At 67.9% G+C, this 23,654-nt stretch carries 25 protein-coding genes and 1 pseudogene; 7 read left to right on the forward strand and 19 right to left on the reverse strand.

Translation table 11 applies throughout. The features are described from left to right. The first annotated feature begins 80 nt into the window (after nucleotides 1–80). The 3 genes from glnX to ACAG24_RS11090 are packed head-to-tail and all read left to right on the forward strand — an operon-like array spanning nucleotide 81 to nucleotide 4,662. Nucleotides 81–1,400 carry a protein kinase G-activating protein GlnX gene (gene glnX / locus ACAG24_RS11080; protein ID WP_370473115.1) on the forward strand — a complete coding sequence of 440 codons (1,320 nt, stop codon included), beginning with the start codon at nucleotides 81–83 and terminating at the stop codon, nucleotides 1,398–1,400. Next, the gene (locus ACAG24_RS11085) at nucleotides 1,400–2,359 is read left to right on the forward strand and encodes a glutamate ABC transporter substrate-binding protein (RefSeq protein ID WP_370473116.1); all 960 of its coding nucleotides are present in this window, start codon (nucleotides 1,400–1,402) and stop codon (nucleotides 2,357–2,359) included. Before glnX ends, ACAG24_RS11085 begins: the two co-directional genes overlap by 1 nt. Next, nucleotides 2,359–4,662, forward strand: coding sequence for a tetratricopeptide repeat protein (locus ACAG24_RS11090; protein ID WP_445206183.1), 2,304 nt, complete (start codon nucleotides 2,359–2,361; stop codon nucleotides 4,660–4,662). The genes ACAG24_RS11085 and ACAG24_RS11090 overlap by 1 nt, the downstream gene beginning before the upstream one ends. Here ACAG24_RS11090 and ACAG24_RS11095 read toward each other — a convergent pair. The 3 genes from ACAG24_RS11095 to ACAG24_RS11105 are packed head-to-tail and all read right to left on the reverse strand — an operon-like array spanning nucleotide 4,652 to nucleotide 7,229. Further along, nucleotides 4,652–5,263 (reverse strand): TetR/AcrR family transcriptional regulator, encoded by a 612-nt coding sequence (locus tag ACAG24_RS11095; protein WP_370473117.1) that lies wholly within the window; start codon nucleotides 5,261–5,263, stop codon nucleotides 4,652–4,654. The genes ACAG24_RS11090 and ACAG24_RS11095 overlap by 11 nt on opposite strands. Nucleotides 5,264–5,278: 15 nt before the next feature. Further along, nucleotides 5,279–6,349 carry an NAD(P)H-dependent amine dehydrogenase family protein gene (locus ACAG24_RS11100; RefSeq protein WP_370473118.1) on the reverse strand — a complete coding sequence of 357 codons (1,071 nt, stop codon included), beginning with the start codon at nucleotides 6,347–6,349 and terminating at the stop codon, nucleotides 5,279–5,281. A gap of 13 nt (nucleotides 6,350–6,362) precedes the next feature. Then, entirely contained in the window at nucleotides 6,363–7,229 is an 867-nt protein-coding gene (locus ACAG24_RS11105; protein WP_370473119.1) for an SDR family NAD(P)-dependent oxidoreductase, read from the reverse strand. A gap of 330 nt (nucleotides 7,230–7,559) precedes the next feature. Between ACAG24_RS11105 and ACAG24_RS11110 the strand changes: the two genes are divergently transcribed. Beyond that, a complete protein-coding gene (locus tag ACAG24_RS11110) occupies nucleotides 7,560–8,018 on the forward strand; it encodes an STAS domain-containing protein (protein WP_370473120.1) in 459 nt (152 codons plus the stop codon). Here the strand turns inward: ACAG24_RS11110 and ACAG24_RS11115 are convergent. Genes ACAG24_RS11115 through fgd form a run of 4 tightly spaced genes read right to left on the reverse strand, consistent with a single transcriptional unit; the run spans nucleotide 7,956 to nucleotide 13,229 of the window. Continuing rightward, nucleotides 7,956–9,113 (reverse strand): acetate kinase, encoded by a 1,158-nt coding sequence (locus tag ACAG24_RS11115; RefSeq protein WP_370473121.1) that lies wholly within the window; start codon nucleotides 9,111–9,113, stop codon nucleotides 7,956–7,958. The genes ACAG24_RS11110 and ACAG24_RS11115 overlap by 63 nt on opposite strands. Beyond that, entirely contained in the window at nucleotides 9,110–11,200 is a 2,091-nt protein-coding gene (pta, locus tag ACAG24_RS11120; RefSeq protein ID WP_445206184.1) for a phosphate acetyltransferase, read from the reverse strand. The genes ACAG24_RS11115 and pta overlap by 4 nt, the downstream gene beginning before the upstream one ends. A 22-nt stretch (nucleotides 11,201–11,222) precedes the next feature. Next, complete coding sequence (locus ACAG24_RS11125) at nucleotides 11,223–12,203, reverse strand: endonuclease/exonuclease/phosphatase family protein (protein ID WP_370473122.1); 981 nt, start codon at nucleotides 12,201–12,203, stop codon at nucleotides 11,223–11,225. A gap of 15 nt (nucleotides 12,204–12,218) precedes the next feature. Next, nucleotides 12,219–13,229, reverse strand: a complete 1,011-nt coding sequence (gene fgd, locus ACAG24_RS11130) for a glucose-6-phosphate dehydrogenase (coenzyme-F420) (protein ID WP_370473123.1) — start codon at nucleotides 13,227–13,229, stop codon at nucleotides 12,219–12,221. Nucleotides 13,230–13,252: 23 nt separating this feature from the next. On the opposite strand from fgd, the gene ACAG24_RS11135 reads away from it, so the two are divergent. Continuing rightward, the gene (locus tag ACAG24_RS11135; RefSeq protein ID WP_370473124.1) at nucleotides 13,253–13,996 is read left to right on the forward strand and encodes an MBL fold metallo-hydrolase; all 744 of its coding nucleotides are present in this window, start codon (nucleotides 13,253–13,255) and stop codon (nucleotides 13,994–13,996) included. Here ACAG24_RS11135 and ACAG24_RS11140 read toward each other — a convergent pair. The 7 genes and pseudogenes from ACAG24_RS11140 to ACAG24_RS11170 all read right to left on the reverse strand — a co-directional run bounded on the left by ACAG24_RS11140 (nucleotide 13,988) and on the right by ACAG24_RS11170 (nucleotide 18,276). Next, complete coding sequence (locus ACAG24_RS11140) at nucleotides 13,988–14,278, reverse strand: hypothetical protein (RefSeq protein WP_370473125.1); 291 nt, start codon at nucleotides 14,276–14,278, stop codon at nucleotides 13,988–13,990. The two genes, ACAG24_RS11135 and ACAG24_RS11140, sit on opposite strands and share 9 nt — an antisense overlap. Nucleotides 14,279–14,444: 166 nt before the next feature. Continuing rightward, a pseudogene (locus tag ACAG24_RS11145) lies at nucleotides 14,445–14,924 on the reverse strand (LLM class flavin-dependent oxidoreductase); the annotation flags it as partial. Beyond that, nucleotides 14,921–16,045: an LLM class flavin-dependent oxidoreductase gene (locus ACAG24_RS11150; RefSeq protein ID WP_370473127.1), complete on the reverse strand. Its 1,125-nt coding sequence runs from the start codon at nucleotides 16,043–16,045 to the stop codon at nucleotides 14,921–14,923. The pseudogene ACAG24_RS11145 and the gene ACAG24_RS11150, both read right to left, overlap by 4 nt. Then, nucleotides 16,042–16,962 carry an LLM class flavin-dependent oxidoreductase gene (locus tag ACAG24_RS11155; protein ID WP_370473128.1) on the reverse strand — a complete coding sequence of 307 codons (921 nt, stop codon included), beginning with the start codon at nucleotides 16,960–16,962 and terminating at the stop codon, nucleotides 16,042–16,044. Before ACAG24_RS11155 ends, ACAG24_RS11150 begins: the two co-directional genes overlap by 4 nt. Next, a complete protein-coding gene (locus ACAG24_RS11160) occupies nucleotides 16,959–17,453 on the reverse strand; it encodes a GNAT family N-acetyltransferase (RefSeq protein WP_370473129.1) in 495 nt (164 codons plus the stop codon). Before ACAG24_RS11160 ends, ACAG24_RS11155 begins: the two co-directional genes overlap by 4 nt. Nucleotides 17,454–17,500: 47 nt before the next feature. Beyond that, on the reverse strand, nucleotides 17,501–17,947 hold the full coding sequence (locus ACAG24_RS11165) for an SRPBCC family protein (protein ID WP_370473130.1): 447 nt from the start codon (nucleotides 17,945–17,947) through the stop codon (nucleotides 17,501–17,503). After that, nucleotides 17,944–18,276: an ArsR/SmtB family transcription factor gene (locus ACAG24_RS11170; RefSeq protein WP_370473131.1), complete on the reverse strand. Its 333-nt coding sequence runs from the start codon at nucleotides 18,274–18,276 to the stop codon at nucleotides 17,944–17,946. The genes ACAG24_RS11165 and ACAG24_RS11170 overlap by 4 nt, the downstream gene beginning before the upstream one ends. Nucleotides 18,277–18,353: 77 nt before the next feature. On the opposite strand from ACAG24_RS11170, the gene ACAG24_RS11175 reads away from it, so the two are divergent. Continuing rightward, nucleotides 18,354–19,064 (forward strand): DUF899 domain-containing protein, encoded by a 711-nt coding sequence (locus ACAG24_RS11175; protein WP_370473132.1) that lies wholly within the window; start codon nucleotides 18,354–18,356, stop codon nucleotides 19,062–19,064. Between the two features lie 51 nt (nucleotides 19,065–19,115). Next, on the forward strand, nucleotides 19,116–19,979 hold the full coding sequence (locus ACAG24_RS11180; RefSeq protein WP_370473133.1) for an SDR family oxidoreductase: 864 nt from the start codon (nucleotides 19,116–19,118) through the stop codon (nucleotides 19,977–19,979). On the opposite strand, the gene ACAG24_RS11185 is transcribed toward ACAG24_RS11180, so the two are convergent. From ACAG24_RS11185 to purT, 5 genes are read right to left on the reverse strand one after another with little or no spacing between them, the layout of a single operon-like run. After that, complete coding sequence (locus ACAG24_RS11185) at nucleotides 19,976–20,374, reverse strand: hypothetical protein (RefSeq protein ID WP_370473134.1); 399 nt, start codon at nucleotides 20,372–20,374, stop codon at nucleotides 19,976–19,978. The two genes, ACAG24_RS11180 and ACAG24_RS11185, sit on opposite strands and share 4 nt — an antisense overlap. Further along, complete coding sequence (locus ACAG24_RS11190; RefSeq protein WP_370473135.1) at nucleotides 20,375–21,598, reverse strand: O-succinylhomoserine sulfhydrylase; 1,224 nt, start codon at nucleotides 21,596–21,598, stop codon at nucleotides 20,375–20,377. It lies immediately after the preceding gene. After that, nucleotides 21,595–22,008 carry a rhodanese-like domain-containing protein gene (locus ACAG24_RS11195; RefSeq protein ID WP_370473136.1) on the reverse strand — a complete coding sequence of 138 codons (414 nt, stop codon included), beginning with the start codon at nucleotides 22,006–22,008 and terminating at the stop codon, nucleotides 21,595–21,597. Before ACAG24_RS11195 ends, ACAG24_RS11190 begins: the two co-directional genes overlap by 4 nt. 19 nt (nucleotides 22,009–22,027) lie before the next feature. Next, complete coding sequence (locus tag ACAG24_RS11200; protein WP_370473137.1) at nucleotides 22,028–22,471, reverse strand: Rv0361 family membrane protein; 444 nt, start codon at nucleotides 22,469–22,471, stop codon at nucleotides 22,028–22,030. Then, a complete protein-coding gene (gene purT, locus ACAG24_RS11205) occupies nucleotides 22,468–23,592 on the reverse strand; it encodes a formate-dependent phosphoribosylglycinamide formyltransferase (RefSeq protein ID WP_370473138.1) in 1,125 nt (374 codons plus the stop codon). Before purT ends, ACAG24_RS11200 begins: the two co-directional genes overlap by 4 nt. Nucleotides 23,593–23,654: the final 62 nt, after the last annotated feature.

The following is a 23,654-nucleotide window of genomic DNA, read 5'->3' on the forward strand; positions in this document are numbered from 1 at the left end:
CGGGTTGCTCTTAGAATTCTTTTATATAGTTCATCAACGACCGTCGAAGAGATCGAGACCGGGATGAGGTCCGCGTAGACGTGACTGTGGAGTTGGCGCACCCGTCGACCGAACCTCTTGCGTCGCGGTCACCGACCACTCCGTCGCATCCGCGATGGTGGTTCCTCTGGACCACACCCGGCCGAATCCTCAGCATCGGAATGGTGCTCGCCGCGCTCGTGATCGCCAGCGCGTTCGCGACGTCGACGACTATCGACGACCGCCAGCAGGCACTGACGACCGTGCTCAACCACACCGAGCCGCTCGCGTTCGCCGCGGGCCAGCTCTATACGACGCTGTCGGTGGCCGACGCCGCCGCGGCCACCGCGTTCATCGCCGGTGCGGAGCCCCGCGCGGTGCGTCAACGCTACGAGCAGGCCATCACGGATGCCTCCGTCGCGGTGACGCGAGCATCGAGCGGCCTGACCGAAGAGCCTCTGGTTCAGCTGCTCGGCCGCATCAATGCGCGACTGGCCGTCTACACCGGCCTGGTCGAGACCGCGAGGACGAACAATCGGGCAGGCAATCCGGTCGGCTCGTCCTACCTGTCGGAAGCGTCGGCGCTCATGCAGCAGCAGATCCTGCCCGATGCGGCGCGCCTCTACGAGGAGACGTCGGCGCGCGTCGACGCCGAGACGACCGCATCGACGCGCATTCCGACACCGGTGATCCTCGTGGTCACCGCCACGCTGCTGTTCGGGGTGTTCGCCAACCGCTGGCTGGCCAAGCGGACGCGGCGGCGGGTCAACATCGGTTTCGTGGCGGGCGGCCTCGCCGTGCTGATCATGCTGATGTGGGTGGGCACCGCGCTGATCATCTCGACGACCGACAGCCGCAGCGCCAAGGAGACGGCCGCCGAATCGCTCAAGACGGTGACGACGTTGGCGATCACGGCGCAGCAGGCCCGCGCCGACGAGACGCTGTCGCTGATCCGTCGCGGCGACGAGGACGTGCGCAAGCAGTCCTACTACCAGCGCATCGACGAGATGAAGCAGCAGCTCGCGCGCTACGTCGAGCGCGACGACTCCATCGACAAGACCGACCTGACGAACGCGGGGCAGCTGCTCGACCGCTGGCGCGCCGCCGACGACCGGATCACGGCCTACATCGCGGTCGGCAACTACCAGGCTGCGACGCAGGTGGCGCTGGGCACCGGCGAGGACGACGCGACGCCGGCGTTCGACAAGCTGGACGAGGCACTGACGAAGGGGATCGAGCAGAGCCGGACCCAGTTGCGCAACGACATCGTCAACGCCCGCCGGGTGCTGTCCGGCGCGACGGTCGGCGCCGCGCTGTTGTCGGTGGCTGCGGCGATCGCGGTGGCGTTGGGGATCTGGCCGAGATTGAGCGAGTACCGCTGATGAGGAGATGGGGCGCGTTGATCGCGGCGGTTGCGGTGCTGAGCGGGTGCTCGCAGGCCGCACCTGCGGTGCCCAATCCCGGCGTCACGCTGGCGCCGCCGACGCCGGCCGGGCTCGAGGAACTGCCGCCGGAGTCGGCGCGCCCGCCCACGGCGGCCGACGACGACTGCGATCCCCGGGCCAGTCTGCGGCCGTTCGACACCGAGGCCGAGGCGGAGGCCGCGGTCGCCAACATCAAGGCCCGGGGCAGGCTGATCGTCGGTCTCGACATCGGCAGCAACCTGTTCAGCTTCCGGGACCCGATCACCGGTGAGATCACGGGTTTCGACGTCGACATCGCCGGCGAGATCGCCCGCGACATCTTCGGCACGCCGTCGCAGGTGGAGTACCGCATCCTGTCCTCGGCGGACCGCATCGAAGCGCTGGAGACCAACCAGGTCGATGTCGTCGTCAAGACCATGACGATCACCTGCGAGCGTAAGGAGCGGGTGAACTTCTCGACCGCGTATCTGACCGCCAACCAGCGCATCCTCGCCCCGCGCGACTCCAACATCTCCCAGTCGCGGGATCTCTCGGGGAAGCGGGTGTGCGTCGCCAAGGGCACCACCTCGCTGGAACGCATCCAGCAGATCACCCCGCCGCCGCTGATCGTCGGTGTCGTCACCTGGGCCGACTGCCTGGTCGCGCTACAGCAGCGGCAGGTCGACGCGGTCAGCACCGATGACTCGATCCTCGCGGGCCTGGTGTCGCAGGATCCGTATCTGCAGATCGTCGGCCCGTCGATGAATGAGGAGCCCTACGGCATCGGAGTCAACAAGCAGAACACCGGGCTCGTCCGCTTCGTCAACGGCACGCTGCAACGCATCCGGGCAGACGGCACCTGGAACACCCTGTACCGCAAGTGGTTGACGGTGCTGGGCCCCGCGCCCGCCCCGCCGGCGGCGAGGTATTCGGACTGATGACTGAAGCCATGAAGAACGATCGGGACCACGACGAGGGCCCGGGTACCCAGCCCGCGGGCTTCGCGGAACTCGCCGACCTGTCCGACGACACGATGTCGACGATGCGCCCGATGGCCACCCAGGCGGTATACCGGCCCAACTTCTTCGATGACGACGACGAGGACAGCGACGCGCTGCTGCACAGCGGCGACACCGAGCCTCAGGACAACACGACGGCGATCACGCGGCACATGTCCCCGACGCGCAGGCTCGGCGGCGGACTGGTCGAGATTCCCCGGGTGCCCGCGCGAGATCCGTTGGCCGCGTTGATGACCGACCCCGTCGTCGCCGAATCGAAACGGTTCTGCTGGAACTGCGGCAGGCCGGTGGGCCGCTCAAGCAAGGACGGGCGGGCCCAGTCGGAGGGCTGGTGCCCGCACTGCGGCAGCGCGTATTCCTTTCTGCCGCAACTCAATGTCGGTGACATCGTCGCCGATCAGTACGAGATCAAGGGCTGCATCGCCCACGGCGGTCTCGGGTGGGTGTACCTGGCGTTCGACAAGAATGTCAACGACCGGCCCGTCGTCCTCAAGGGCCTGGTGCATTCCGGCGATGCCGAGGCGCAGGCCATCGCGATGGCCGAGCGCCAGTTCCTGGCCGAGGTGACCCACCCCGGCATCGTCAAGATCTACAACTTCGTCGAGCACGAGGACAAGCACGGCAACCCCGTCGGCTACATCGTGATGGAGTACGTCGGAGGCACCTCGCTCAAGCAGGCCACGCTGCTCAAGCACCATGCGCAGATCCGGCTGCCGACCGCCGAGGCCATCGGCTTCATGCTCGAAATCCTGCCCGCCATGGGCTATCTGCACTCGTTGGGGCTCGTCTACAACGACCTCAAGCCCGAGAACATCATGGTCACCGAGGATCAGCTCAAGATCATCGACCTCGGCGCCGTGTCGCGGATCAACTCGTTCGGCTATCTGTATGGGACACCGGGGTATCAGGCCCCCGAGATCGTGCGCACCGGACCGACGGTGGCCACCGACATCTACACCGTCGGCCGGACGCTGGCGGCACTGACCATGCGTCTGCCCACCAAGCGGGGCCGCTATGTCGACGGACTGCCCGAAGACAATCCGGTGCTCACCGAGTACGACTCGTTCGCCAGGCTGCTGCGGCGCGCCATCGACCCCGACCCGCGCAGGCGCTTCCAGAGTGCCGAGGAAATGTCGAGTCAGCTGATGGGTGTGCTACGCGAAGTGGTCGCCAAGGACACCGGCGTACCCCGGCCGGGCCTGTCCACGACGTTCAGTCCGTCCCGGTCCACGTTCGGGGTCGACCTGCTCGTCGCCCACACCGACGTCTACCTCGACGGTCAGGTGCACTCGGAGAAGTTGACCGCACAGGAGATCGTTAAGGCGCTGCAGGTTCCGCTGGTGGACCCGACCGACGTCGGCGCGACCGTGCTGTCGGCCACATTGCTGAGTCACCCTGTGCAGACGTTGGATTCGCTACGCGCGGCCCGGCACGGGGCGTTGGACTCCGAGGGTATCGATCTGAGCGAGTCGGTGGAGCTGCCGCTGATGGAGGTGCGGGCGCTGCTCGACCTCGGCGATGTCGCCAAGGCCACCCGGAAACTGGAGGACCTCGCCGAGCGGGTCGGCTGGCGCTGGCGTCTCGTCTGGTTCCGCGCCGTCTCAGAGCTGCTGACGGCGGACTACGACTCGGCGACAAAGCATTTCACCGAGGTGCTGGACACACTGCCCGGCGAGCTGGCCCCCAAGATCGCGCTCGCCGCGACCGCCGAGCTCGCGGGCAACTCGGACCGGCACAAGTTCTACGACACGGTGTGGTCGACCGATCGCGGCGTCATCTCCGCGGGCTTCGGACTCGCCAGGACCCAGTCCGCCGAGGGGGACCGCGATGACGCGGTCCGCACACTCGACGAAGTACCCGCCACGTCACGACATTTCACGACGGCGCGGCTGACGAGCGCGGTGACCCTGCTGTCGGGGAGGTCGACCAGCGAGATCACCGAGCAGCACATCCGCAATGCCGCCAGGCGGGTCGAGGCGCTACCTGACACCGAGCCGCGCGTGCTGCAGATTCGCGCGCTGGTGCTGGGCACCGCGATGGACTGGCTGGCCGACAACACCGCCAGCACCAACCACATCCTCGGTTTCCCGTTCACCGAGCACGGGCTGCAGCTCGGCGTGGAGGCGTCGCTGCGCAGCCTCGCGCGGGTCGCACCCACCCAGGCGCACCGCTACGCCCTGGTCGACCTGGCCAACAGTGTGCGCCCGATGTCTACGTTCTGACCTCGATGTAGGCACCGACGACGTCGATGAGCGTCTGCAGGTCGCGCGAGCTGTCCATCGGTTCGTGCCACATCATCTGCGCGGCGACGATGCCGCGCAACGTGTTCCAGATCAGGGTGCCGACTCGGGTGGCGTGTGGAGCGGAGAGCCCCTCGCCGAGCTGACGGCCGAGCGCGGTGAGCTGGGCCATCAGGTCTGCCAGGTGGGCGTTCACCGCGTGGGTGCGGGCGCCGCGGGTCGAGATCAGGATCTCGATGGCGGCGCGCGAGGTCGGGCTCGAAAATGCCTGCCACACAGCGTTGACGAGGAATGCGACCCGTTCGCGCCGGTCGAGCCGCGCGGTCTCGGACTCCAAAGAATGCAGCGTCGCGAGCAGCTCGCCGAAACCCGTGTCGACCACTGCCATCAGCAACCCGTCGAGATCGCCGAAGTGGTACTGCACCACGCCCCAGGTCACTCCCGCACGGTCGGTGATGCGCCGCACGCTGGGCGGCGCGAAGCCGTCGTCGATGATGCAGCGGACCGTCTCATCGATGACGGCGGTGCGGGTGCGCTGCGCGCGGGGCTGCGCCCCGGTGGGCGGTCGGCGCGGCGCGGTCATGGTCACAGCCCCCGGCTACCACATCACGCCACGCAGGAGGTCGGACCCGCGGAGGTCGTGCGCGGCGAGGACACCGGGCCGCGCTGTGCACACCGCTTCGATGGCGTTGACGGCCCGTGCCGCGGTCGCGATCACCCCACCCTGGTTGTGGTCGATGCCGGACGTGCCGACGTGAGTGTTGATCTCGATACCGGGACTGCCGTCGACGATCACCCGGTGCACGCCGGGGTGGCCGTCCGGCGGGAACGGCCAGTCCGGGGCCGCGGCAGGGGTGAGCCTGTTGACGTGTTCCATCGTGATCACGACATACCCGCCTGACAGCCCTTCAACTCCGAACTTCACGGCGGCGACGTGGCCCGGTTCGACACGCATCATCGTGCAGTCGATGGGCTGCGGGGTCACCCATTTCTCGTGCCGTTCGCGGACCTCGTCGAGTTCGACGCCGAGGTCGGCGGCGAGGCTGCGCACCTGCGCGCCCCACATCGAGGCGAGCACTCCGGGGCTGAACAAGATGGGCGTATGGTCTGGCCCCGCGCCGAAACCGAAGCTCACACCGGTGAACTCCGCGTCGTCGTAAGTGCCGTAGTCGAAGATCTCCTGCACCGTCACCGCGGTGGCCCTGGCCGCCAGGCTCAGCGCGGTGTACACGAGCGTGTCACCGGAGAAGCCGGGGTCGATGCCGTTGATGTACAGCGTCGAATCACCCTGCCGGCACGCCTCTTCGAGGGGTCGGCGGAGCCAGTCGTCAGCCTGCTCGGGCGCCACCATCCACACGAACGACGTGCCGACGACGTTGACACCGGCGCGCAGGAAGCGGCCGATCTCCGCGAGCGCCTCCATCGGGCGCGTCTCGGCCTGCGAGGTGTAGACCACGCAGTCGGCGTCGAGCGACAGCAGTGCGTCGATGTCGTCGGTCGCGGTGACGCCCACCGGGTCGCTCAGCCCGCACAGTTCGGCGGCGTCGCGCCCGATCTTGTCCCGGCTGTTCGCATGCACGCCGACCAGCTCGAGGTCCGGACGTTCGATGAGGGTGCGCAGTGCGTGGATTCCGACATTGCCGGTGGAGAACTGGATGACCCTGCGCATCAGTGATCACTCCTCACAGCAGGTCGGTGATGGTCTTGAGACCCGATTCGTAGAGCACGCCGGGCATCATCCCGCCGTCGATCTCGATCGTGGTGCCGTTGATGAAGTCCGCCTGCCCCGAGGCGAGGAACACGCAAGTGCGGCCCACCTCGGCCGGTTCGCCGCCGCGCTTGAGAGGTATGGCGTCGAAATACGTTGCGCCGGTGGGGTCGTCCTTGGGCAGCACGAACGAGCGGAAGTTCTCGGTGATGGTGGGCCCGAGCGCGACGCAGTTGACCCGGACGCGTGGCCCCCATTCCTCGGCCAGCGAGCGGGTCAGATGGTTCAGGCCGGCCTTGGCCGCCCCGTACGACACCAGCGTCGGAGAGCCGGCCGGGTGACCCGCGCCGCTGGAGACGTTGACGATGCAGCCGGTGCCGTCCTGGGTCTGCATCTGCCGGTAGGCGCGGACCGCGAACCACATCGGGCTGATCAGGTTCATCTGAATGGCGAACGCGTGGAACAGCATCGTGCGCTCGAGGTCGTCGTCGGACGCCGGCGCCCCCTGGATGCGGGAGACCAGCGCGGGCACGTCCTCGACGTGCGGCGTCGGGACCGTGCCGCCGGCATTGTTGACCAGGATGTCCACTCGCCCATACGTTTCCGCGACCCGGGTGACCAACGAGTCGATGGCGTTATAGTCGCCCTGGTCGCACACCAGCTGCGTGGAACGCTGCTGCCAGTCCGGATGCGATTCGGTCCCCGGAATGGCGGCGAGCGCCGAACGCGAACAGCCCACGACCGTGGCTCCCGCGCGCAGGAGTTCGTGGGCGATGCCGACACCCACACCCCTGCTGGTTCCCGTGACGATCGCGATCTTCCCCTCGAGCACACCCGCCATCCGTGATCCTCTCCTCGCGCGAAACATTACAGGTTTAATCTTTTGTCGAGCAGCAACGACGAATTCCGTTGCTAGTTCGTCAAAATTGACGTTCGCGCCCCGAGGTGGTTCAACCACCCGACCGCCGGTTGTGCCCAAAGCTGCAGGTGAAAGCACATGAAGGGGATTCGGAACAACGTATGGTCATGCCGCGGATTCCGTAGTAATGTGACTCCACCACATACGGTGACGTCATCGGCGCAGCTTTGAGCATCTAGAGCCGATCCCCTGACCTCACCCGCGATACGAACCACAGTTTCGGCTCATCTCTCTGCCAAGGGAGGCCCGTACGTGTCCCTGTTCGAACACTTACCCGCGTCCGGTACCCAGCGGGTGTTCCGCCCCGATCCGACATCGTTCGACCTGCGCGAAGAGCATCATCGCGCGACGTTCTCGGCGTGCGAACTCCCGCCGTCGACCGTGCTCGTGACGATCCACGGTGAGATCGACGCGACCAACAGCGCGGCGCTCGCAAGCTACATCGAGAAGCGCCTCGGCGCCTCCAGAAAGCTCATCCTGGATCTGCAGACGGTCGAGTTCTTCGCCGCTTCGGGCTTTGCCGCACTGTCCAACATCAACGTCGTCTGCGCGCGCCGCGGTGTCCGCTGGTCGCTTCTCACCGGTACGCACGTCCGCCGGCTGCTGAAGGTGTGCGACCCGATGCGGGAACTACCTGTCGCCGAGCCGTCAGCCAAGTACTCCCGCGCACGCCCGAGCAATCGCAAGCTCCTCGTTGGTGGGAACAACTAGCACGGTCGTCGGAACGCCGTCGGGCGAGATGCGGCGAGCAGCCCTGCCCGGGCTTTCGTTGAGGTGTTCGTCGAGTTCGATGCCGAAGGCCGCGAGGCCCGAGAGCGCGTCGCGGCGCACCGCCGCATCGTTCTCCCCCACCCCGGCGGTGAACGTGATGACGTCAGCTGTACCGAGCACCGCCAGGTAGGCGCCGATGTACTTGCGCAGCCGGTGGATGTACACGTCGTAGGCCAATCGTGCTGCGGCGTCCCCTGACTCGATCCTGCGGTGCAATTCTCTGAAGTCGATCTCGCCGCCGAGGCCGCGGACACCCGAGCGCCGGTTCAGCATCGACTCGATGTCCTCCACGCTCAGCCCCGCTTCGCGCCACAGGTAGAAGATCAGGCCGGGGTCGACGTCGCCGGAGCGGGTTCCCATCACCAGGCCCTCCATCGGGGTGAGACCCATCGAGGTCTCCACGGGTCTGCCGCCGACGATGGCCGACGCCGACGCCCCGTTGCCGAGATGCAGGACGATCTGACTCAGGGATTCCAGCGGTGCGCCGAGGAAGTGGGCCGCCTGCTCGCTGACGTACTGGTGCGAGGTGCCGTGGAATCCGTAGCGGCGGATGTGCCACGCGTCGGCCACCTCGGCATCGATGGCGTAGGTCGCCGCCGCGGGCGGGAGGTCGTGGAAGAACGCCGTGTCGAAGACCGCGACGTGCGGCAGGTCGGGTAGCGCCTCGCGTGCCACCTCGATGCCCTGGATCGCCGGCGGATTGTGCAGTGGCGCAAGGGGTGACAGTTCCCGGAGGCGGGCGATCGTCGCATCGTCGACGACGGTCGGGCGATACAGGTCGGGCCCCCCGTGCACCACCCGGTGTCCGACGGCGACCAAACCCAGGTCTTCGAGCCGATGCCCGTCGGAGGCCAGCGACTCGAACACGACCTGCATCGCCGCGGCATGATCGGCCACGCCGTGCCCGTCGTCTCCAGCCGTGTCGCCGATCCGCTCTACGATGCCGTCGGCGACCAGCTCACCGGAATCTGGCTGCACCACAGCATATTTCACCGAGGATGAGCCCGAGTTGAGCACCAGCACCGAACGCGTCATCGCGGTGTCCCCTGAGCCTGGATGGCGGTGATGGCCACGGTGTTGACGATGTCTTCCACCAGCGCGCCCCTGGACAGGTCGTTGACCGGCTTGTTCAGCCCCTGCAGCACCGGCCCGATCGCAATGGCGCCCGCGCTGCGCTGCACGGCTTTGTAGGTGTTGTTGCCGGTGTTGAGATCCGGGAAGATGAGCACGGTCGCGTGGCCCGCCACCTTGGAGTCGGGCATCTTCGTCGCGGCGACGGACGGCTCCACCGCGGCGTCGTACTGGATCGGACCCTCGACAAGGAGATCCGGCTCGCGGGAGCGCACCAATTCTGTTGCCGCCCTGACCTTGTCGACGTCGGCGCCGGTGCCGGAGGTGCCCGTCGAATACGACAGCATCGCGACCCTGGGGTCGATTCCAAACCGGGCGGCGGTGCGGGCCGACGAGATCGCGATGTCGGCCAATTGCTCAGCCGTCGGATCGGGCACGATGGCGCAGTCGCCGTAGGCCAGCACTTCGTGCGCCAGGCACATCAGGAAGATGCTCGACACCGTCGAAACATCCGGAATCGTCTTGATGATCTCGAAGGCGGGCCGAACGGTGTGCGCAGTGGTGTGCCGGGCTCCCGAGACCATGCCGTCCACCATGTCGTTGTGCACCAGCATGGTGCCGAAATACGAGACGTCGTGGATGATCTCGCGGGCCTGCTCCACGGTCACACCCTTGTGCGCACGCAGCTTCGCGTACTGCTCGGCGAACTGGTCGCAGAGCTCGCTGGTCTGCGGGTCGAGCACAGCAGCGGCCGACAGGTCGAGGCCGAGCTCGGCGGCGCGCGCCCGGACCTGCGCCTCGTCGCCCAGGATCGTCAGGTCGGCGACCGAGCGCTGCAGCAGCCGGCCCGCCGCCTTGAGGATGCGGTCGTCGTTACCTTCGGGCAGCACGATGCGCTTGCGGTCGGCACGCGCCTGGTCGAGCAGCTGGTAGGTGAACATCTGCGGGGTCACCACGGACGGGATCGGAATAGCCAACTGCGCCAACAGATCCGCAGTGTCGACGTGGGTGTCCATCAGTGTCAGCGCGGTGTCGATCTTGCGGTCAGATGTCGAGGTCACCCGACCGCGTGTCGCGGCCACCCGGCTCGCGGTCTCGAAGGTGCCGAACCGCGTCTCGATGATCGGCAACCGCTGCCCGAGGCCCGACACCAGCGAGGCGATCGCGGGATGCAGCGTCAGTCCACCGTTGAGGATCACACCGGACAGCGACGGAAAGCCCTCTGCAGCGTGGGCACTGAGCACTGCCAGGACGACGTCGGAGCGGTCACCGGGGGTGACGACCGCGACACCTTCGGAGAGCCGTTCGAGGACGTGCTCTGCCGTCATACCGGCGACCAGGACGTCGAGCACCTCCCGGTTGAGCAGCGCGGGATCTCCCTGCACCACCGTGCCCTCGACCGCGGCCTGCAGCTCGGCGACCGACGGCGCCACCAGAAGCGGTTCCTCCGGTAGCACGTAGCTGTGCGGCTCGATCTTCGTCAGCGCCTCGCAGACCGCGCCGAGCTGGGCGGGATCGCAACGGTTGGCCACCACCGCCGCGGTGTGGGCGTGCTGCGCGGCAATCTCGTCCATGCAGACCGCGACCACCTGCGCGACCTGTTCCGGGGTGCGGTCCTTGGCCTTGACCGCGAGCACCACCGGCGCCCCGAGGTTGGCGGCGATGCGGGCGTTGACCGACAGTTCGCTGGGCGCCGCGACATCGGTGTAGTCGCTGCCGACGACCAGCACGGCGTCACACTGGTCGGCGACCCGGTGAAAACGGTCGACGATCTCGCCCAGCGCGGCTTCGGGATCTTCGTGCAGCTCGTGATAGGTGACTCCGACGCAGTCGTCGTAGGGAAGGCCGGCCGTCGTGTGTTCGAGCAGCAGCTCCAGGATGTAGTCCTGTTGCTCCCCGTCGCCGCGGGTGATGGGGCGAAACACCCCTACCCGGGCGACGGTCGCAGCGAGCCGGTGCAGGATGCCCAGCGCAATGGTCGACTTCCCGGTGTCGCCTTCCGGCGACGCGATGTAGATGGCGGAGATGGCTGTGTCGGCAGCATCAGGCACGGGACAAGCCTACGGGGCGGGGCTAGCTGGCGGTCATGTCGACCGGCACCCTCACCGTGGCCAGCAGGCCCCGGTGGTCGGCGCCCGGCACCACGACGGTCTGCGCTGTCGACGCCGTCGAGTTCTTGGTCAGGATGTGGTCGATGCCGATCAGCGGAGGCCGCTGCCCCCGGCCCGGATAGGACCTGGTGAGCCCGGCGCGGGCGTCGACACCCGCGTCGCCGTAGCCGGTGTCGAGGAGTTCGCGAAACGGTGCCATCTCGTAGGTGGCGTTGAAGTCGCCGGCGACGATCACCGCGCCGGCGCCCGCGGTGCGGCCGATCTCGCGCAGAGTGTCCGGGAACAGTGTGATGTCGGAGCGCCACGCACCGATCGGCATCGGCCACGGTGCGGCGAGGTGCACCGACAGCACCGTGGTGTCCACGCGCACGCCGGGGATCCTGATGCGGGTGCCGATCATCGGCATCGCATACCCGTCGATGCGCCCGGAGTGCACGATGGGGTGGCGGCTCCAGATACCGATCCCCGACGCCATCGGCGCGGGGACGATCACCCGGTGCGGGAAGACGGTGTCCATCCCGGCGGCCGACAGGCCGTCGGCGGCCTCCTGTGTCATCTCCTGGACGGCGACCACGTCGGCACTGTTACCGGCCAGCGTCACCAAGGCCGCCGGATCCGCTTGGCCCATACCCAGATTCGCGGTCAGCACCCGGACATCCACCGACGGCGTCTGGGATGGGGCCGCAGCGCCGAAGACCGGGTAGCGCGGCACGTAGACCCAGAGCAGTGCCACGGTGACGGCGAACGCCACCAGCGTGAGAACAAACCGTCTGCCCAGCCCGAACAACAGCACTGCCGCGGGCGCGGCGACTGTCAGGTAGGGCGCAGCCGCCGCCAGGATCAGAGTCGGATGCCCCGAGATGGGCAGGTAGCGGACAACAAGTCCCGCCATCGCGACCGCAAGGGCGCCCAGGCCCAGCAGCGTCGCGAGCAGTCGGATCATCTCGCGGTGTGGTCGTCAGCCGAGCTTGCGCAGCCTCGGTTCCAAGTCGCGCTGGAACAGCTCCAGGAAGCGGCGCTGGTCGTGGCCGGGGGCGTGGAAGACGAGGTGGTTCAGTCCGTAACCCACGTAGTCGGCGACCTTGGCGACCGCCTCATCGGGATCGGACGCGACGATCCAGCGCTTGGCGACCTGCTCGATGGGCAGCTCGTCGGCGGCCTTCTCCATCTCCAGCGGGTCGTCGATGGAGTGCTTCTGCTCGGCCGTCAGCGACAGCGGCGCCCAGAAGCGCGTGTTCTCCAGCGCCAGTTCGGGATCGGTGTCGTAGGAGATCTTTATCTCGATCATCCGGTCCACGTCGTCGGGGTTCTTGCCCGCCGCCTCGGCGCCTTCGCGCATCGCCGGGATCAGCTTCTCCTTGTAGAGCTCTTCGCCCTTGCCGGAGGTGCAGATGAACCCGTCCCCGGCGCGGCCCGCATACTTGGCGACCTGGGGGCCGCCGGCAGCGATGTAGATCGGGATGCCCCCCTCGGGCACGTCGTAGATCGAGGCGCCCTTGGTCTTGTAGTACTCGCCTTCGAAGTCGACGCGATCGCCGAGCCAGAGCTCACGCATCAACCGCACCGACTCGCGCAGCCTCGCGTAGCGCTCCTTGAACTCCGGCCATTCGCCCTCGTAACCGGTGGCGATCTCATTGAGGGCTTCGCCGGTGCCGACGCCGAGGAAGATGCGGTCGGGGTACAGGCAGCCCATCGTCGCGAATGCCTGCGCGATGACGGCAGGGTTGTAGCGGAAGGTCGGGGTGAGCACCGAGGTGCCCAGCTGCAGGCGCTTGGTGCGCTCACCGACGGCGGTCATCCAGGCCAGCGAGAACGGCGCGTGCCCGCCTTCGTGCCGCCAGGGCTGGAAGTGGTCGCTGACGGTGGCGCTGTCCATGCCGTGCTCCTCGGCGGAGACGGCGAGTTCGACGAGTTCGCGGGGCGCGAACTGCTCCGCCGACGCCTTATAGCCCAGTTTCAGTTCAGCCATAGTTATGTTTCTACACTCGCCCCATGGCTCCCGTTGTCACGGCCGTCACCGATCGCGTCCACTTCGCGCAGACCGACCTGGTGAACTGGACGCTGGTCGCCGACGGTGACGGAGTCCTCCTGATCGACGCGGGGTTTCCCGGCCACCGCGACGATGTCCTGAGTTCACTTCGCGGTCTGGGCTTCGGCGCCGACGATTTGCGCGCAATCCTGTTGACGCACGCCCACATCGACCATTTCGGGACCGCCATCTGGTTCGCCGCCGAACACGGCACGCCCGTCTACTGCCACGCCGACGAGGTCGGGCACTCCAAACGCGAGTACCTCGAGCAGGCTTCGCCAGTCGCGGTGGCAGCGCACGCCTGGCAGCCGAAGTGGCTGAAGTGGTCGGTGTCGATCATGCGCAAGGGCGCACTGACGCATGCGGGGATTCCCACGACGGAGTCGCTGACCGCAGACATCGCCGCCGGGCTGCCGGGCGCGCCCCGGGTGGTCCCGACGCCGGGCCACACGGGCGGGCACTGCTCCTATCTGGTGGACGGTGTGCTCGTCAGCGGTGACGCGCTGGTGACCGATCACCCGGTGGCCCCGCGTCCGGGCCCGCAGCTGCTGCCGTCGGTGTTCAACCACGACGAAGCTGCGTGCACGCGCAGCCTGGAAGCGCTGGGGATGCTCGACGCCGAGGTGCTGCTGCCCGGTCACGGTCCGGTGTGGCGGGGACCGGTGCGGGACGCCGCAATCAAGGCGCGTGATGCCGCGTCAGGTTAGCGTCTGGTAGCCGAGCAGGAAGATCGCGGTCAGCGCGAGGCCGCAGGCGAGGACGATCGACGGCATCAGGATCATCGCGTCGAGTTCGTCGTCGTCGAGCACGTCACCTTCGAAGCGGCCGAACAGGACGCGGGCGACGCCGGTGCGGCGGAAGGTGTGCACGATGCCGCGCACCACTTTGGTGTCGCGCCTGCGGCCGACGAACAGGCGGGACACCCCGCCGAAGACGAATGTCAGTGCCGCAGCGGCCAGCAACAGCCAGCCCACGGTCGCCTGCGACACATGGCCAAGCCTATAGGCCCAGGTGCTCGCGCAGCGTGTGCCCGGTGTACTCGGTGCGGAATGTTCCGCGCTCCTGCAGCCGTGGTACCTCGGCGTCGACGAACGTCCCAAGTTCGTCCGCCGCGAGCACGAACCGGCAGGTGTCGTCGGTTCGCCGTGAAAAACCCTCCACGAGAACGGGATATCCCCGCGGGTGCTCCGGGAGCGCCGCGACACCGCGCACGGCGAGCTGCGGCCCGCGGTGGTCGACGGCGCGGACACGGTCGGGATCGATGTAGCGGCCCGTGTCTCGGTCGGCGAGGACGGCACCGGGTGCCCAGGTGTCCCAGAACTTGGTGACGACGGTGACGAACTCCTCGGCCCCGTCGGCGGTCCAACCGGCCCTCCCATCGGACAGGTGGTCCAGGGTGGCGAGCCGGCGTGCCACCTCGAACGGGGCGCTGCCGCCGGTGTCCTCGACGGCCGCCACGAGGCCGATCCGCTCGGTGGCGGCGACCAGTGCGGCCAGGACGGTGACGTTTTCCGAGAGGACGAAATCGAGGAGGCCACGCTCGGCGGTGCGGGTCAGCTCACGCGCCGAGCGGAAATCGGCCCCGGCCGGGATCTGAATTCCGACGTGAAACCGACTGTGCGCGTTGTCCGTCAAGGTGCGATGCCCCACCGTTCGGCGAGCAGCCGATGAGAGCGCAGACGATCCGCATGGTCGTGCGTGACCGACGTGACGACGAGCTCGTCGGCACGGGTGAGCCGTTGCAGGGCGTCCAACCGGTGGGCGACCTCGTCGGGATCACCGACGAATTGCGTTGCGGTGCGGTCCTTGACGAGTTCCTCCTGCTCGGGCGTCAGCGGTGGCACGCGTGCGGGGTCGGGATACGGGACGGCCCCGTCGCCCGCGCGGATCGCGTATACCCAGTGCCCGTAGCTGGACGCCAGCTGCTGGGCGGTAACGCTGTCGGCTGCCACCACCACGTCGGCGGAGACCACGACATACGGCTCGGCCAGCGCGGCGGACGGCTGGAACTGCGCCCGGTAGACCTCGACGGCATCGAGCGCTGTCGCCGGGGTGAGGTGATAGCTGGCGACGAACGGCAGCCCGTTGGCGGCGGCGACCCGGGCGCTCTGTCCCTTGCTGCTGCCGAACACCCACGGTGTCAGCGGTGCGCCCTCGCCGGGGACGGCGTGCGCATCGACGCCGTCGATGTCGAAGGTGCCTGCCAGGAGCGCGAGGATGTCGCCCACCTGGTCGGCGAAATCCGGCGGCACCGCGCCGGGCTGCTGGAGCACTGACAACTTGGCCTTCAAGCGGGGGTTGCGCATCAGCACGGTGATATCGAACGGAGAAGGCACGACCACACCGTCGACCTCGCGCCAGGGCGGGACGGGTTTCGGTGTGCGCGGTTTGTCGCCCGCCTTCTTCGGATTCTGCCGGCGGCGCGGACCCGAGCGCCCGACGCCCAGATCGATGCGGCCCGGGTGGAACGCGTCGAGCATCCCGAAGCTCTCGACGACCGCGATCGCGGTGGTCTGTCCGAGCTGTACCGCGGCGGCACCCACGTGGATCGTGTTGGTGGACGCGGCGATCTGGCCGATCAGCACCGCGGGCGACGAGCTGGCCACCGACACGAAATGGTGCTCGGCGACCCAGAAGCGCTTGTAGCCCCACCGCTCGGCATGCTGGGCGAGGTCGACGGTGTTGCGAAGGGCGGTCGCAGGATCGGCACCCTCGGGAATCGGTGACAGGTCGAGGACGGACAGGGGGACGGTCACGGAACCCTCTCCGATCCGAGTCGCTGACGCAGTGTCTCGCCGGGCCGATATTCCGTGCGAAAGCCCGCCGTGCGCTGCAACATCGGGATCACCTCGTCGGCGATGACAGGCAGGTCGGCGGAGTTCACCGCCGGCCGCAGCCGTACGCCGGCCGCGCCGAGCCGTTGCCAGCGGCAGATCTTCGCGGCGAGCTCGGCCGGTGTACCAGTGAAGACTTCGGCGTCGGAACGGTCGTCGACCACACCGTCGAAGCTCACGAACAGGTCCGCATACACCTGCAGGTTGCGGCCACCGGCCGAGTCCACCTCGGCCAGGATCGCCCCGAGCGACTCATCGCCTTTGGGTGTGATGAACACCAGATCTGCACTCCGAGAGGCGAATTCATACACGTGCGGGTTGTGCGCCAGCGCGGCGACGACGATCTCGCCGCCGCCCGTTTCGCGGACGGTGTGGACGGTGTCCGCGGCGGCGCCGAACGGGTCCTCGTCGGGCTCCCGGCCGAAGAGTTCCGCTTCGTGGCGGGAGCTGCTGATCCTGACCTGCCACCCTGCTCGCCCTTCGGAGATGTCGTCCAACGCCGCAAGATCTCTGGCGAGCCGGGACGGATCGGTATGGGTGGCGACGGCCACCGGGATCAGCCCGAGGTGACGGGTGGACGTTGCGACGTGCGCTGCGAGGAGGACCGCATCGGGGCGCCCGGCCAGCCAGCGCGGCTCGATCTCGGGACGCCGCCTGCGCTGCGGGCCGAGCGAGTCGTCGAACGTCACGAAGTCGAGCAGGCCGCGTTCGGCGGTGGCGGCGAGCGCCGTCCAGTACGCCCCACCGGTGACCGGGCCGACGTCGGTGGTGTGGCGCCACGACTCCGGGTGCCAGCCGTAGCCCTCCAGGGCGACGGCGACGCGCGGGGCGGCGGTCACGGCAATTCCTTGAGGAACGCCAACGGGTACACCTCGCCCTCGGCGGGCAACGGCTCATCGAGCCTTCGGTAGCCCATCGAGAGGTACAGCGCCTCGGCCTCGGGCTGGCGGTCACCCGTCGTCAGGTAGATGCGCCGGTATCCGAGTGCGGCGATGTCTGCTTCGAGCCGCGCCACCAGGGCGCGCCCATAGCCGAGACGGCGGTGGCCGCTGTCGGTCCAGATCCGCTTGAGCTCAGCGGTGGCATCGTCGAATCGCCGGAACGCGCCGCCGGTCACCGGCGTGTCGCCGAGAAGACCGACCACGAGCGCGCCGCCGGGGGCGGCGAATTCCTCGGCCGGGTATTTGCGCAGCCAGGCGTGCACCCGGTCGCGCACGCCGCCGTAGCGGGTGGCGTACTCGACGGCGAGTTCGTCGATGAGCGGCGCGGCCAGTGGATCGTCTTGACCCACCGCCACGAAACGCAACTCACCCACGGTCGGAACGGACATCACCTACATGTCTAACGCAGCACCGGCTCCCGCATCTCGGTGCCGGGTCATTTACTCACCGCGAGCCGATGCCGAAGTTGGTCGGCGGTCAACGACCAACCGTGGTCGTGGTCGTCGAACGCCTCCTGCGGCAGCAGCGAATGCTCGATCGACATCAGCGTCTCGTCGTCGCCGTGCGGTTCGAACGCGACGTCGACGATGCTCTGCGCGCTCGGATCTGACCAACCGGAGTGACTCCAGGTGAAGCGGAGCCGATTGGGCCTGTCGATGTCGAGGAACTGACCGGTGATCAGCGTGAGCGGTCCGTTGTCGCCGTCGTCGACATCGAACCGCACCCGCCCGCCGACATGCGCCTCGATGGTGATCGCGACGCACCGAGACGGGCGTGGGCACATCCAGTCCGCGAGGGCCTCGGGATCCAGCCATTCGTCGAACACCACGTCGGGCGTGGCAGGCAACACCCGGCGCACCCGTACCACCGGGTCGGCGCTCATCGGCCGCGGCCCTTCTTGCGCAACCGCTCCGACAGCGCGTCGGCGCGGGCCGACCAGAATTCGCTCTGCTCGTCCATCCATGCCCGGGCCTTCGAGAGGCCGTCGGGCTCGAGGGACAGCCAGTGCTCGCGGCCGCGCACCTCCCGGCGCACCAGGCCGGCAGACTCCAGCACGCCGATGTGGCGGGACACCCCCGCGAAGGTCATCGGTAGTGGGGCGGCCAGGTCGGTGATGCGCGCGTCGCCGCCCCGAAGGGTCTCGAGCAGCCTGCGGCGAGTCGGATCCGCGAGTGCGGCGTACGCGCGGTCCAACACCGGATCTTCAACCATTCTGTTGACTATAGCTGCGGCCCGTGGTGTTCTGGGGTGGCAATATTCAATCGACTTGTTTAACGAATGGATTCATCGTGAAGCCACCCCGGATCGTGTCGGCAGAGGACTGGCACGCCGCCCACGCCGACATGCTGGTCAAGGAGAAGGAGTTCACCAAGGCGCGCGACGCGCTGGCCGCACAGCGCAGGCGGATGCCGTGGACCCCCGTTGATCGCGAGTACCGGTTCGAAGGGCCGGACGGCCCGGCCACGCTGCTCGACCTGTTCGCCGGGCGCAAGCAACTGATCGTGTACCGGGCGTTCATGGACCCGGGGGTGGATGGCTGGCCCGAACACGGCTGCGTGGGCTGTTCCCTGATGGCCGACCACATTCCGAACCTCACACACCTGAACGCGCGCGACACCACCCTGGTCTACACGTCGCGGGGCCCGCAGTCCGACATCGCCCGAATCCAGAAGCAGATGGGCTGGAAAATCCCGTGGTACACCATGATTGGCTCGCCGGCCTGGTTCGATGTCGACTTCGGCGTCGACGAGTGGCATGGCACCAATGCGTTCATCCGCGGTGACGACAACCGCATCTACCGCACGTACTTCGTCGACGCACGGGGCGACGAGGCGTTCGTCAACACCTGGAACTTCCTGGACATGACCGCCCTCGGCCGGCAGGAGGCCTGGGAGGACTCGCCGCCCGGCTACCCCCAGACGGCGCCGTATCAGTGGTGGCGGCGCAACGATTCATACGGGGGCACCGAGCCGTGCGGAGGCCACTGTGCTGGCCTATAACCTCCGCACGCCCCTTTCCACCAAAACTTGACACGTGTAAAGTTTCGCCGCATGGACAACATCCGCGGCAAGACCATCGCCATCACCGGAGCAGCTCGCGGCATCGGCTTCGCGACCGCGCAGGCCCTGCTCAAGCGCGGCGCGCGCGTGGTGATCGGCGACCGTGACGTGGCGATGCAGGAGTCGTCGGTCGCCTCGTTGACCAACCTCGGACCGGTCTCGGGCTACCCGCTCGACGTCACCGACCGGGCGTCGTTCGAGACATTCCTCGACAAGGCCCGCACCGACGGCGGCGGCCACATCGACGTGCTGATCAACAACGCAGGCGTGATGCCGGTCGGCCCATTCCTCGAGGAGACCGAGCAGTCGATCCGGTCCTCGCTCGAGGTCAACGTCTACGGCGTGCTCACCGGCTGCCAGCTGGCACTGCCCGACATGGTCAAGCGCCGCAGCGGCCACGTCATCAACATCGCCTCGCTGTCGGGTCTCATCCCACTGCCGGGTCAGGTCGTCTACGTCGGCGCCAAGTACGCCGTCGTCGGCCTGTCCACGTCGCTGGCCGACGAGATGGCGCCGTACGGCGTGAACGTGTCGGTCATCATGCCGCCGTTCACCAACACCGAGCTGATCTCGGGCACTAAGTCCGGCGGCGCGATCAAGCCGGTCGAGCCCGAGGAGATCGCCGCGGCGATCATCAAGACGCTGGAGAAGCCCAAGACGCACGTGTCGGTGCCGCCGCCGCTGCGGTTCACCGCCCAGGCTGCCCAGATGCTTCCGCCCAAGGGCCGCCGCTGGATGAACAAGAAGCTGGGCCTGTCCGATGTGTTCCTGGACTTCGACGTCGCGAAGCGAAAAGCCTACGAGGACCGCGCGCGGTCCGCCCAGGGCGTCGTCGAAGGACCCGCGAAGAGCTAGTCGAAGGCCGGGATGGGCTCGCCGATCCGGTAGGCCTCGATGGCATCGAGGTGATCGAAGAGTTCGTCGAGGCCGAACTGGTAGTCGGCGTCGGTCCCGACGAGGACCACGTGCGCGACTTCGCCGTCGTCCTCAGGGGTCAGCAAGATGACCGTCGCGTCGGCCGTTCCGGCATCGCGCTCGACATCGGCGACCGAATCGGGCCAGATCCACAGCACACCGGCGTCGTCGTCCTCGGGGAACACCCACCCGCGCTCGGTCAGGCGAAAGTCGAAAGCCTCGAACTCCGCTGCGGCTTTGATCTTTTCGAGGGCATCCGCCGGAATCCAGAACCGATCGCGGGCACTCTGGCGCTTTTTGCGACGCGACTTCTTAGCCTCTGATGCGCGTGACACTCAGCTCAGCGCCCGGTCCAGGTCCGCGATCAAATCCTCGGTGCCTTCCAGCCCGACCGAGATGCGCACCACGCCGTCGCCGAGCCCGATCGCCGCACGGCCTTCCGGCCCCATCGCGCGATGAGTTGTGGTAGCGGGATGGGTGATCAGCGACTTGGAATCGCCGAGGTTGTTGGAGATGTCGACGATCTGCAGCTTGTCGAGCACCTCGAACGCGCGCTCCTTGGTGCCGCCCTTCAACTCGAACGTGACCACCGTGCCTCCGCCGGTCATCTGCCGCTTCGCGAGGTCGTACTGCGGATGTGACTCCAGGAACGGGTATTTCACCCAGCTCACCGATGCATGCCCTTCGAGGAACTCGGCGATCCGATGCGCCGACGAATTCTGGTGCTGCACACGAAGAGACAGCGTCTCCAGACCCTTCAGCAGAGTCCACGCGTTGAACGGGCTCAATGCGGGACCGGTGTGGCGCATCAGCTTCTGCACCGGCTCGTCGATGTACTCCCTGCTACCGAGGATCGCACCGCCGAGCACACGGCCCTGACCGTCGATGTGCTTGGTGCCCGAGTACACGACCACGTCGGCGCCCAGCGGCATGCCCTGCTGCAGGATCGGCGTCGCGAAGACGTTGTCCAGCACCACCTTTGCGCCCGCGGCATGGGCGAGGTCGCACACCGCGGCGATGTCGACCAGCGACTGCATGGGGTTCGACGGCGTCTCGAAGAACACCGCCTGGGTCGGCACCGAGAGCGCCTCCTCCCACTGCGAGAGGTCCTCGCCGTCGACGAAGACGGTCTCGACTCCCCAGCGGGGCAGTATCTCGTTGCAGACCACGAAGCACGAACCGAACAGGCTGCGAGCCGCGACCAGCCGGTCGCCGGCGCCGAGCAGCGCACCCAGCGAGGTGAACACCGCCGACATGCCCGTCGACGTCGCGAAGCACGCCTCGGCGCCCTCCAGCAGACGCAGCCGCTCCTCGAACATCGAGATCGTCGGGTTGCCGTAGCGCGAGTAGACGTAGCGGTCGATCTCGCCGGTGAACGCCTTCTCCGCGGCGGCCGCGGTCTCGTAGACGTACCCCGACGTCAGGTACATCGCCTCGGCGGTCTCCTCGAACCCCGACCGCAGCAGCCCGCCCCGCACGCCGATGGTGTCCTGGCTGACGCCGTCGGGCAGTTCGGCCGGGATCCGGACAGACGGAACAGACGGGTCCTGCGGGCTCATGACTGCACCCAGGGAAGTCCGACGGCCTTCCAGCCGGTGCCGCCGCGATGCTTGCTGTCGTCGAGGTTGCCCTCGAAGCCGTCCAGCACGTTGTAGGACGGCGCAATGCCCGCCTCGGTTGCGGCTTCGGCCGCGCCGATCGAGCGGTTGCCGGAGCGGCACAGGAAGACGACGGGACGCTCACCCGGGGTGACCCCGGCTGCCAGGAGGTCGTCGACGAAACCGTCGTTGTGACTGCCGTCGGTGCGGTTCCACTCGACGTAGACGACCTCGCGCCCCAAGCTCGACGTATCCGCCACGCCCACGAACCGCCATTCGGCCTCGGTGCGACAGTCGACGAGCACCGCATCGGGGGTGTCGCTCAGCAGCTTCCAGGCCTCCTCGGGCGTGATGTCTCCGGCATAGCTCACGCCCGTGAGTCTCCCATAGCTAACTGGGACCGGTCGAACAGACCTTCCAGGCCCCGTCCTCGCGCGCGAAGGTCATCTCCACGGTCTCCTTGGCCTCTTTGTCGTTGTCGAAGTAGTAGGTGATGTCCGCGGTCGCGGTGTCCCCTTCGACGACGACAGCGTCCACACTGTCAACGTAGCGGTCTCCGCGCTCGGCCACCGAATCGCGTTGCGCTTCCAGCACTTTGGTCTCATCGCCCTGTTGCGCGGCACAGGTGAACGCCTGAAAGTCGCGGTAGCTCTCGCGCTGCAGCGCGTCGTTCTGCCCGGATGCGGCACGCGCGATCTGCTGCGGGTCGGTGAGGTCGTCGCCGGAGAACACGTTGATCAACCAGATTCCGATCACGACGGCCACAATGATCGTGAGGGCCCCGAGGAAGGGCGCGATCCCCGACTTGTCGGTGGGCTCGTTCGACTCGGTCACTGCGCCACCCGGAGCCTGCGGAGCACCGTGGCCACGCGGCGCGCACGGTCACGCGCCACGATCGGATCCGGCGCGGTTGCCAGGGACAAACCCAGCCACGGCGCCCCACCGGGGAAGACCCGGAGGTCGCTCTCGGCGACCGCGAGCGCCTCGGCCACCACCGAGCGCAACGTGCCGGCATCGGGTGCGACACCGTCTTCGTCGGCGTAGGTCACCTCGACCGCGCCCGGCGAGATCATGATCGTGTCGACCGGCAGACCCAGGATCGCCCTGGCATGCAACTCGAACTGCGACAGCCGCTGCGAGCGCAGCGTCACCAGCCCGCTGTCCTGCAACCGCGGCCGGACATCCGAGAAATAGACCTCGTCGCCGCGCACCAGCAGTTCCACTGCGAAAACGCCGCGCCCGCCGAGGGAATTGACGATGCGTGCCGCGATCGACTTCGCAGAGTCCAGCGCCGCGGGCGAAAGCTGTTGCGGCTGCCAGGATTCCAGGGCATCGCTGGTGGTCTGGTGGTGGGCGATGGGCTCGCAGAACGACACGGTGGGCCCGGCAGGGCCGGTGGTGCGCACCGTCAGCAACGTCACCTCGACGTCGACCTCGACCACTGTCTCGGCGATCACCCGCTGCATGCTGAGCTTGCCGCCGGCGACGGCACTGCGCCACGCGGGCTCCACGTCCTCGGGCCGCAACAGCACCGACTCCCCTTCACCGGGGGCCGCCGCGACCGGCTTGACCACCAGCGGGAAACCCGCGTGCTGGGCGATCGCGGTGAGCTCGTCTGCCGAGCCCGCGAACCAGAACGGGGCGGTCGGCAGTCCCAGCTCGTCGGCGGCGAGCCGGCGCAGGCCCTCCCCGTCCAGGGACAGGCGGGCGCTGCGGGGCGTCGGGAACACCTCGATGTCGTCGCGGGCGGCGACCTCGACCAGTACGTCGGTCGCGACGTTCTCTGCATCAGCGACCACGAACTTCGGCTTCTTCGCGTCGATCAGCGCCGTGAGCGCACGCACGTCGGCATGGTCGTCGACCGTCACGACGGCCGCCCCGAGATGCTCGAACGCCAGCGCGAGCTCGCGGGTGCGGTCGCCCGCACCCAGCAGCATCACCGTTGTATCAGTCATCGATTTTCAGCCTGCCAGACGGACCGCGGGAATCGGAACATGAGGGCCTCGCTGCTGGCGAT

Origin of the sequence: Mycobacterium bulgaricum (genome assembly GCF_041287165.2) — a bacterium.
GTDB lineage: Bacteria > Actinomycetota > Actinomycetes > Mycobacteriales > Mycobacteriaceae > Mycobacterium > Mycobacterium bulgaricum.

Coding starts and splice junctions, on each gene's coding strand:
- ACAG24_RS11085 (WP_370473116.1), top strand. CDS start 1,400: ATGAGGAGATGGGGCGCGTTGATCGCGGCGGTTGCGGTGCTGAGCGGG.
- ACAG24_RS11090 (WP_445206183.1), top strand. CDS start 2,359: ATGACTGAAGCCATGAAGAACGATCGGGACCACGACGAGGGCCCGGGT.
- ACAG24_RS11095 (WP_370473117.1), bottom strand. CDS start 5,263: ATGACCGCGCCGCGCCGACCGCCCACCGGGGCGCAGCCCCGCGCGCAG.
- ACAG24_RS11100 (WP_370473118.1), bottom strand. CDS start 6,349: ATGCGCAGGGTCATCCAGTTCTCCACCGGCAATGTCGGAATCCACGCA.
- ACAG24_RS11105 (WP_370473119.1), bottom strand. CDS start 7,229: ATGGCGGGTGTGCTCGAGGGGAAGATCGCGATCGTCACGGGAACCAGC.
- ACAG24_RS11115 (WP_370473121.1), bottom strand. CDS start 9,113: ATGACGCGTTCGGTGCTGGTGCTCAACTCGGGCTCATCCTCGGTGAAA.
- ACAG24_RS11125 (WP_370473122.1), bottom strand. CDS start 12,203: ATGATCCGACTGCTCGCGACGCTGCTGGGCCTGGGCGCCCTTGCGGTC.
- fgd (WP_370473123.1), bottom strand. CDS start 13,229: ATGGCTGAACTGAAACTGGGCTATAAGGCGTCGGCGGAGCAGTTCGCG.
- ACAG24_RS11135 (WP_370473124.1), top strand. CDS start 13,253: ATGGCTCCCGTTGTCACGGCCGTCACCGATCGCGTCCACTTCGCGCAG.
- ACAG24_RS11160 (WP_370473129.1), bottom strand. CDS start 17,453: ATGTCCGTTCCGACCGTGGGTGAGTTGCGTTTCGTGGCGGTGGGTCAA.
- ACAG24_RS11165 (WP_370473130.1), bottom strand. CDS start 17,947: ATGAGCGCCGACCCGGTGGTACGGGTGCGCCGGGTGTTGCCTGCCACG.
- ACAG24_RS11170 (WP_370473131.1), bottom strand. CDS start 18,276: ATGGTTGAAGATCCGGTGTTGGACCGCGCGTACGCCGCACTCGCGGAT.
- ACAG24_RS11180 (WP_370473133.1), top strand. CDS start 19,116: ATGGACAACATCCGCGGCAAGACCATCGCCATCACCGGAGCAGCTCGC.
- ACAG24_RS11190 (WP_370473135.1), bottom strand. CDS start 21,598: ATGAGCCCGCAGGACCCGTCTGTTCCGTCTGTCCGGATCCCGGCCGAA.
- purT (WP_370473138.1), bottom strand. CDS start 23,592: ATGACTGATACAACGGTGATGCTGCTGGGTGCGGGCGACCGCACCCGC.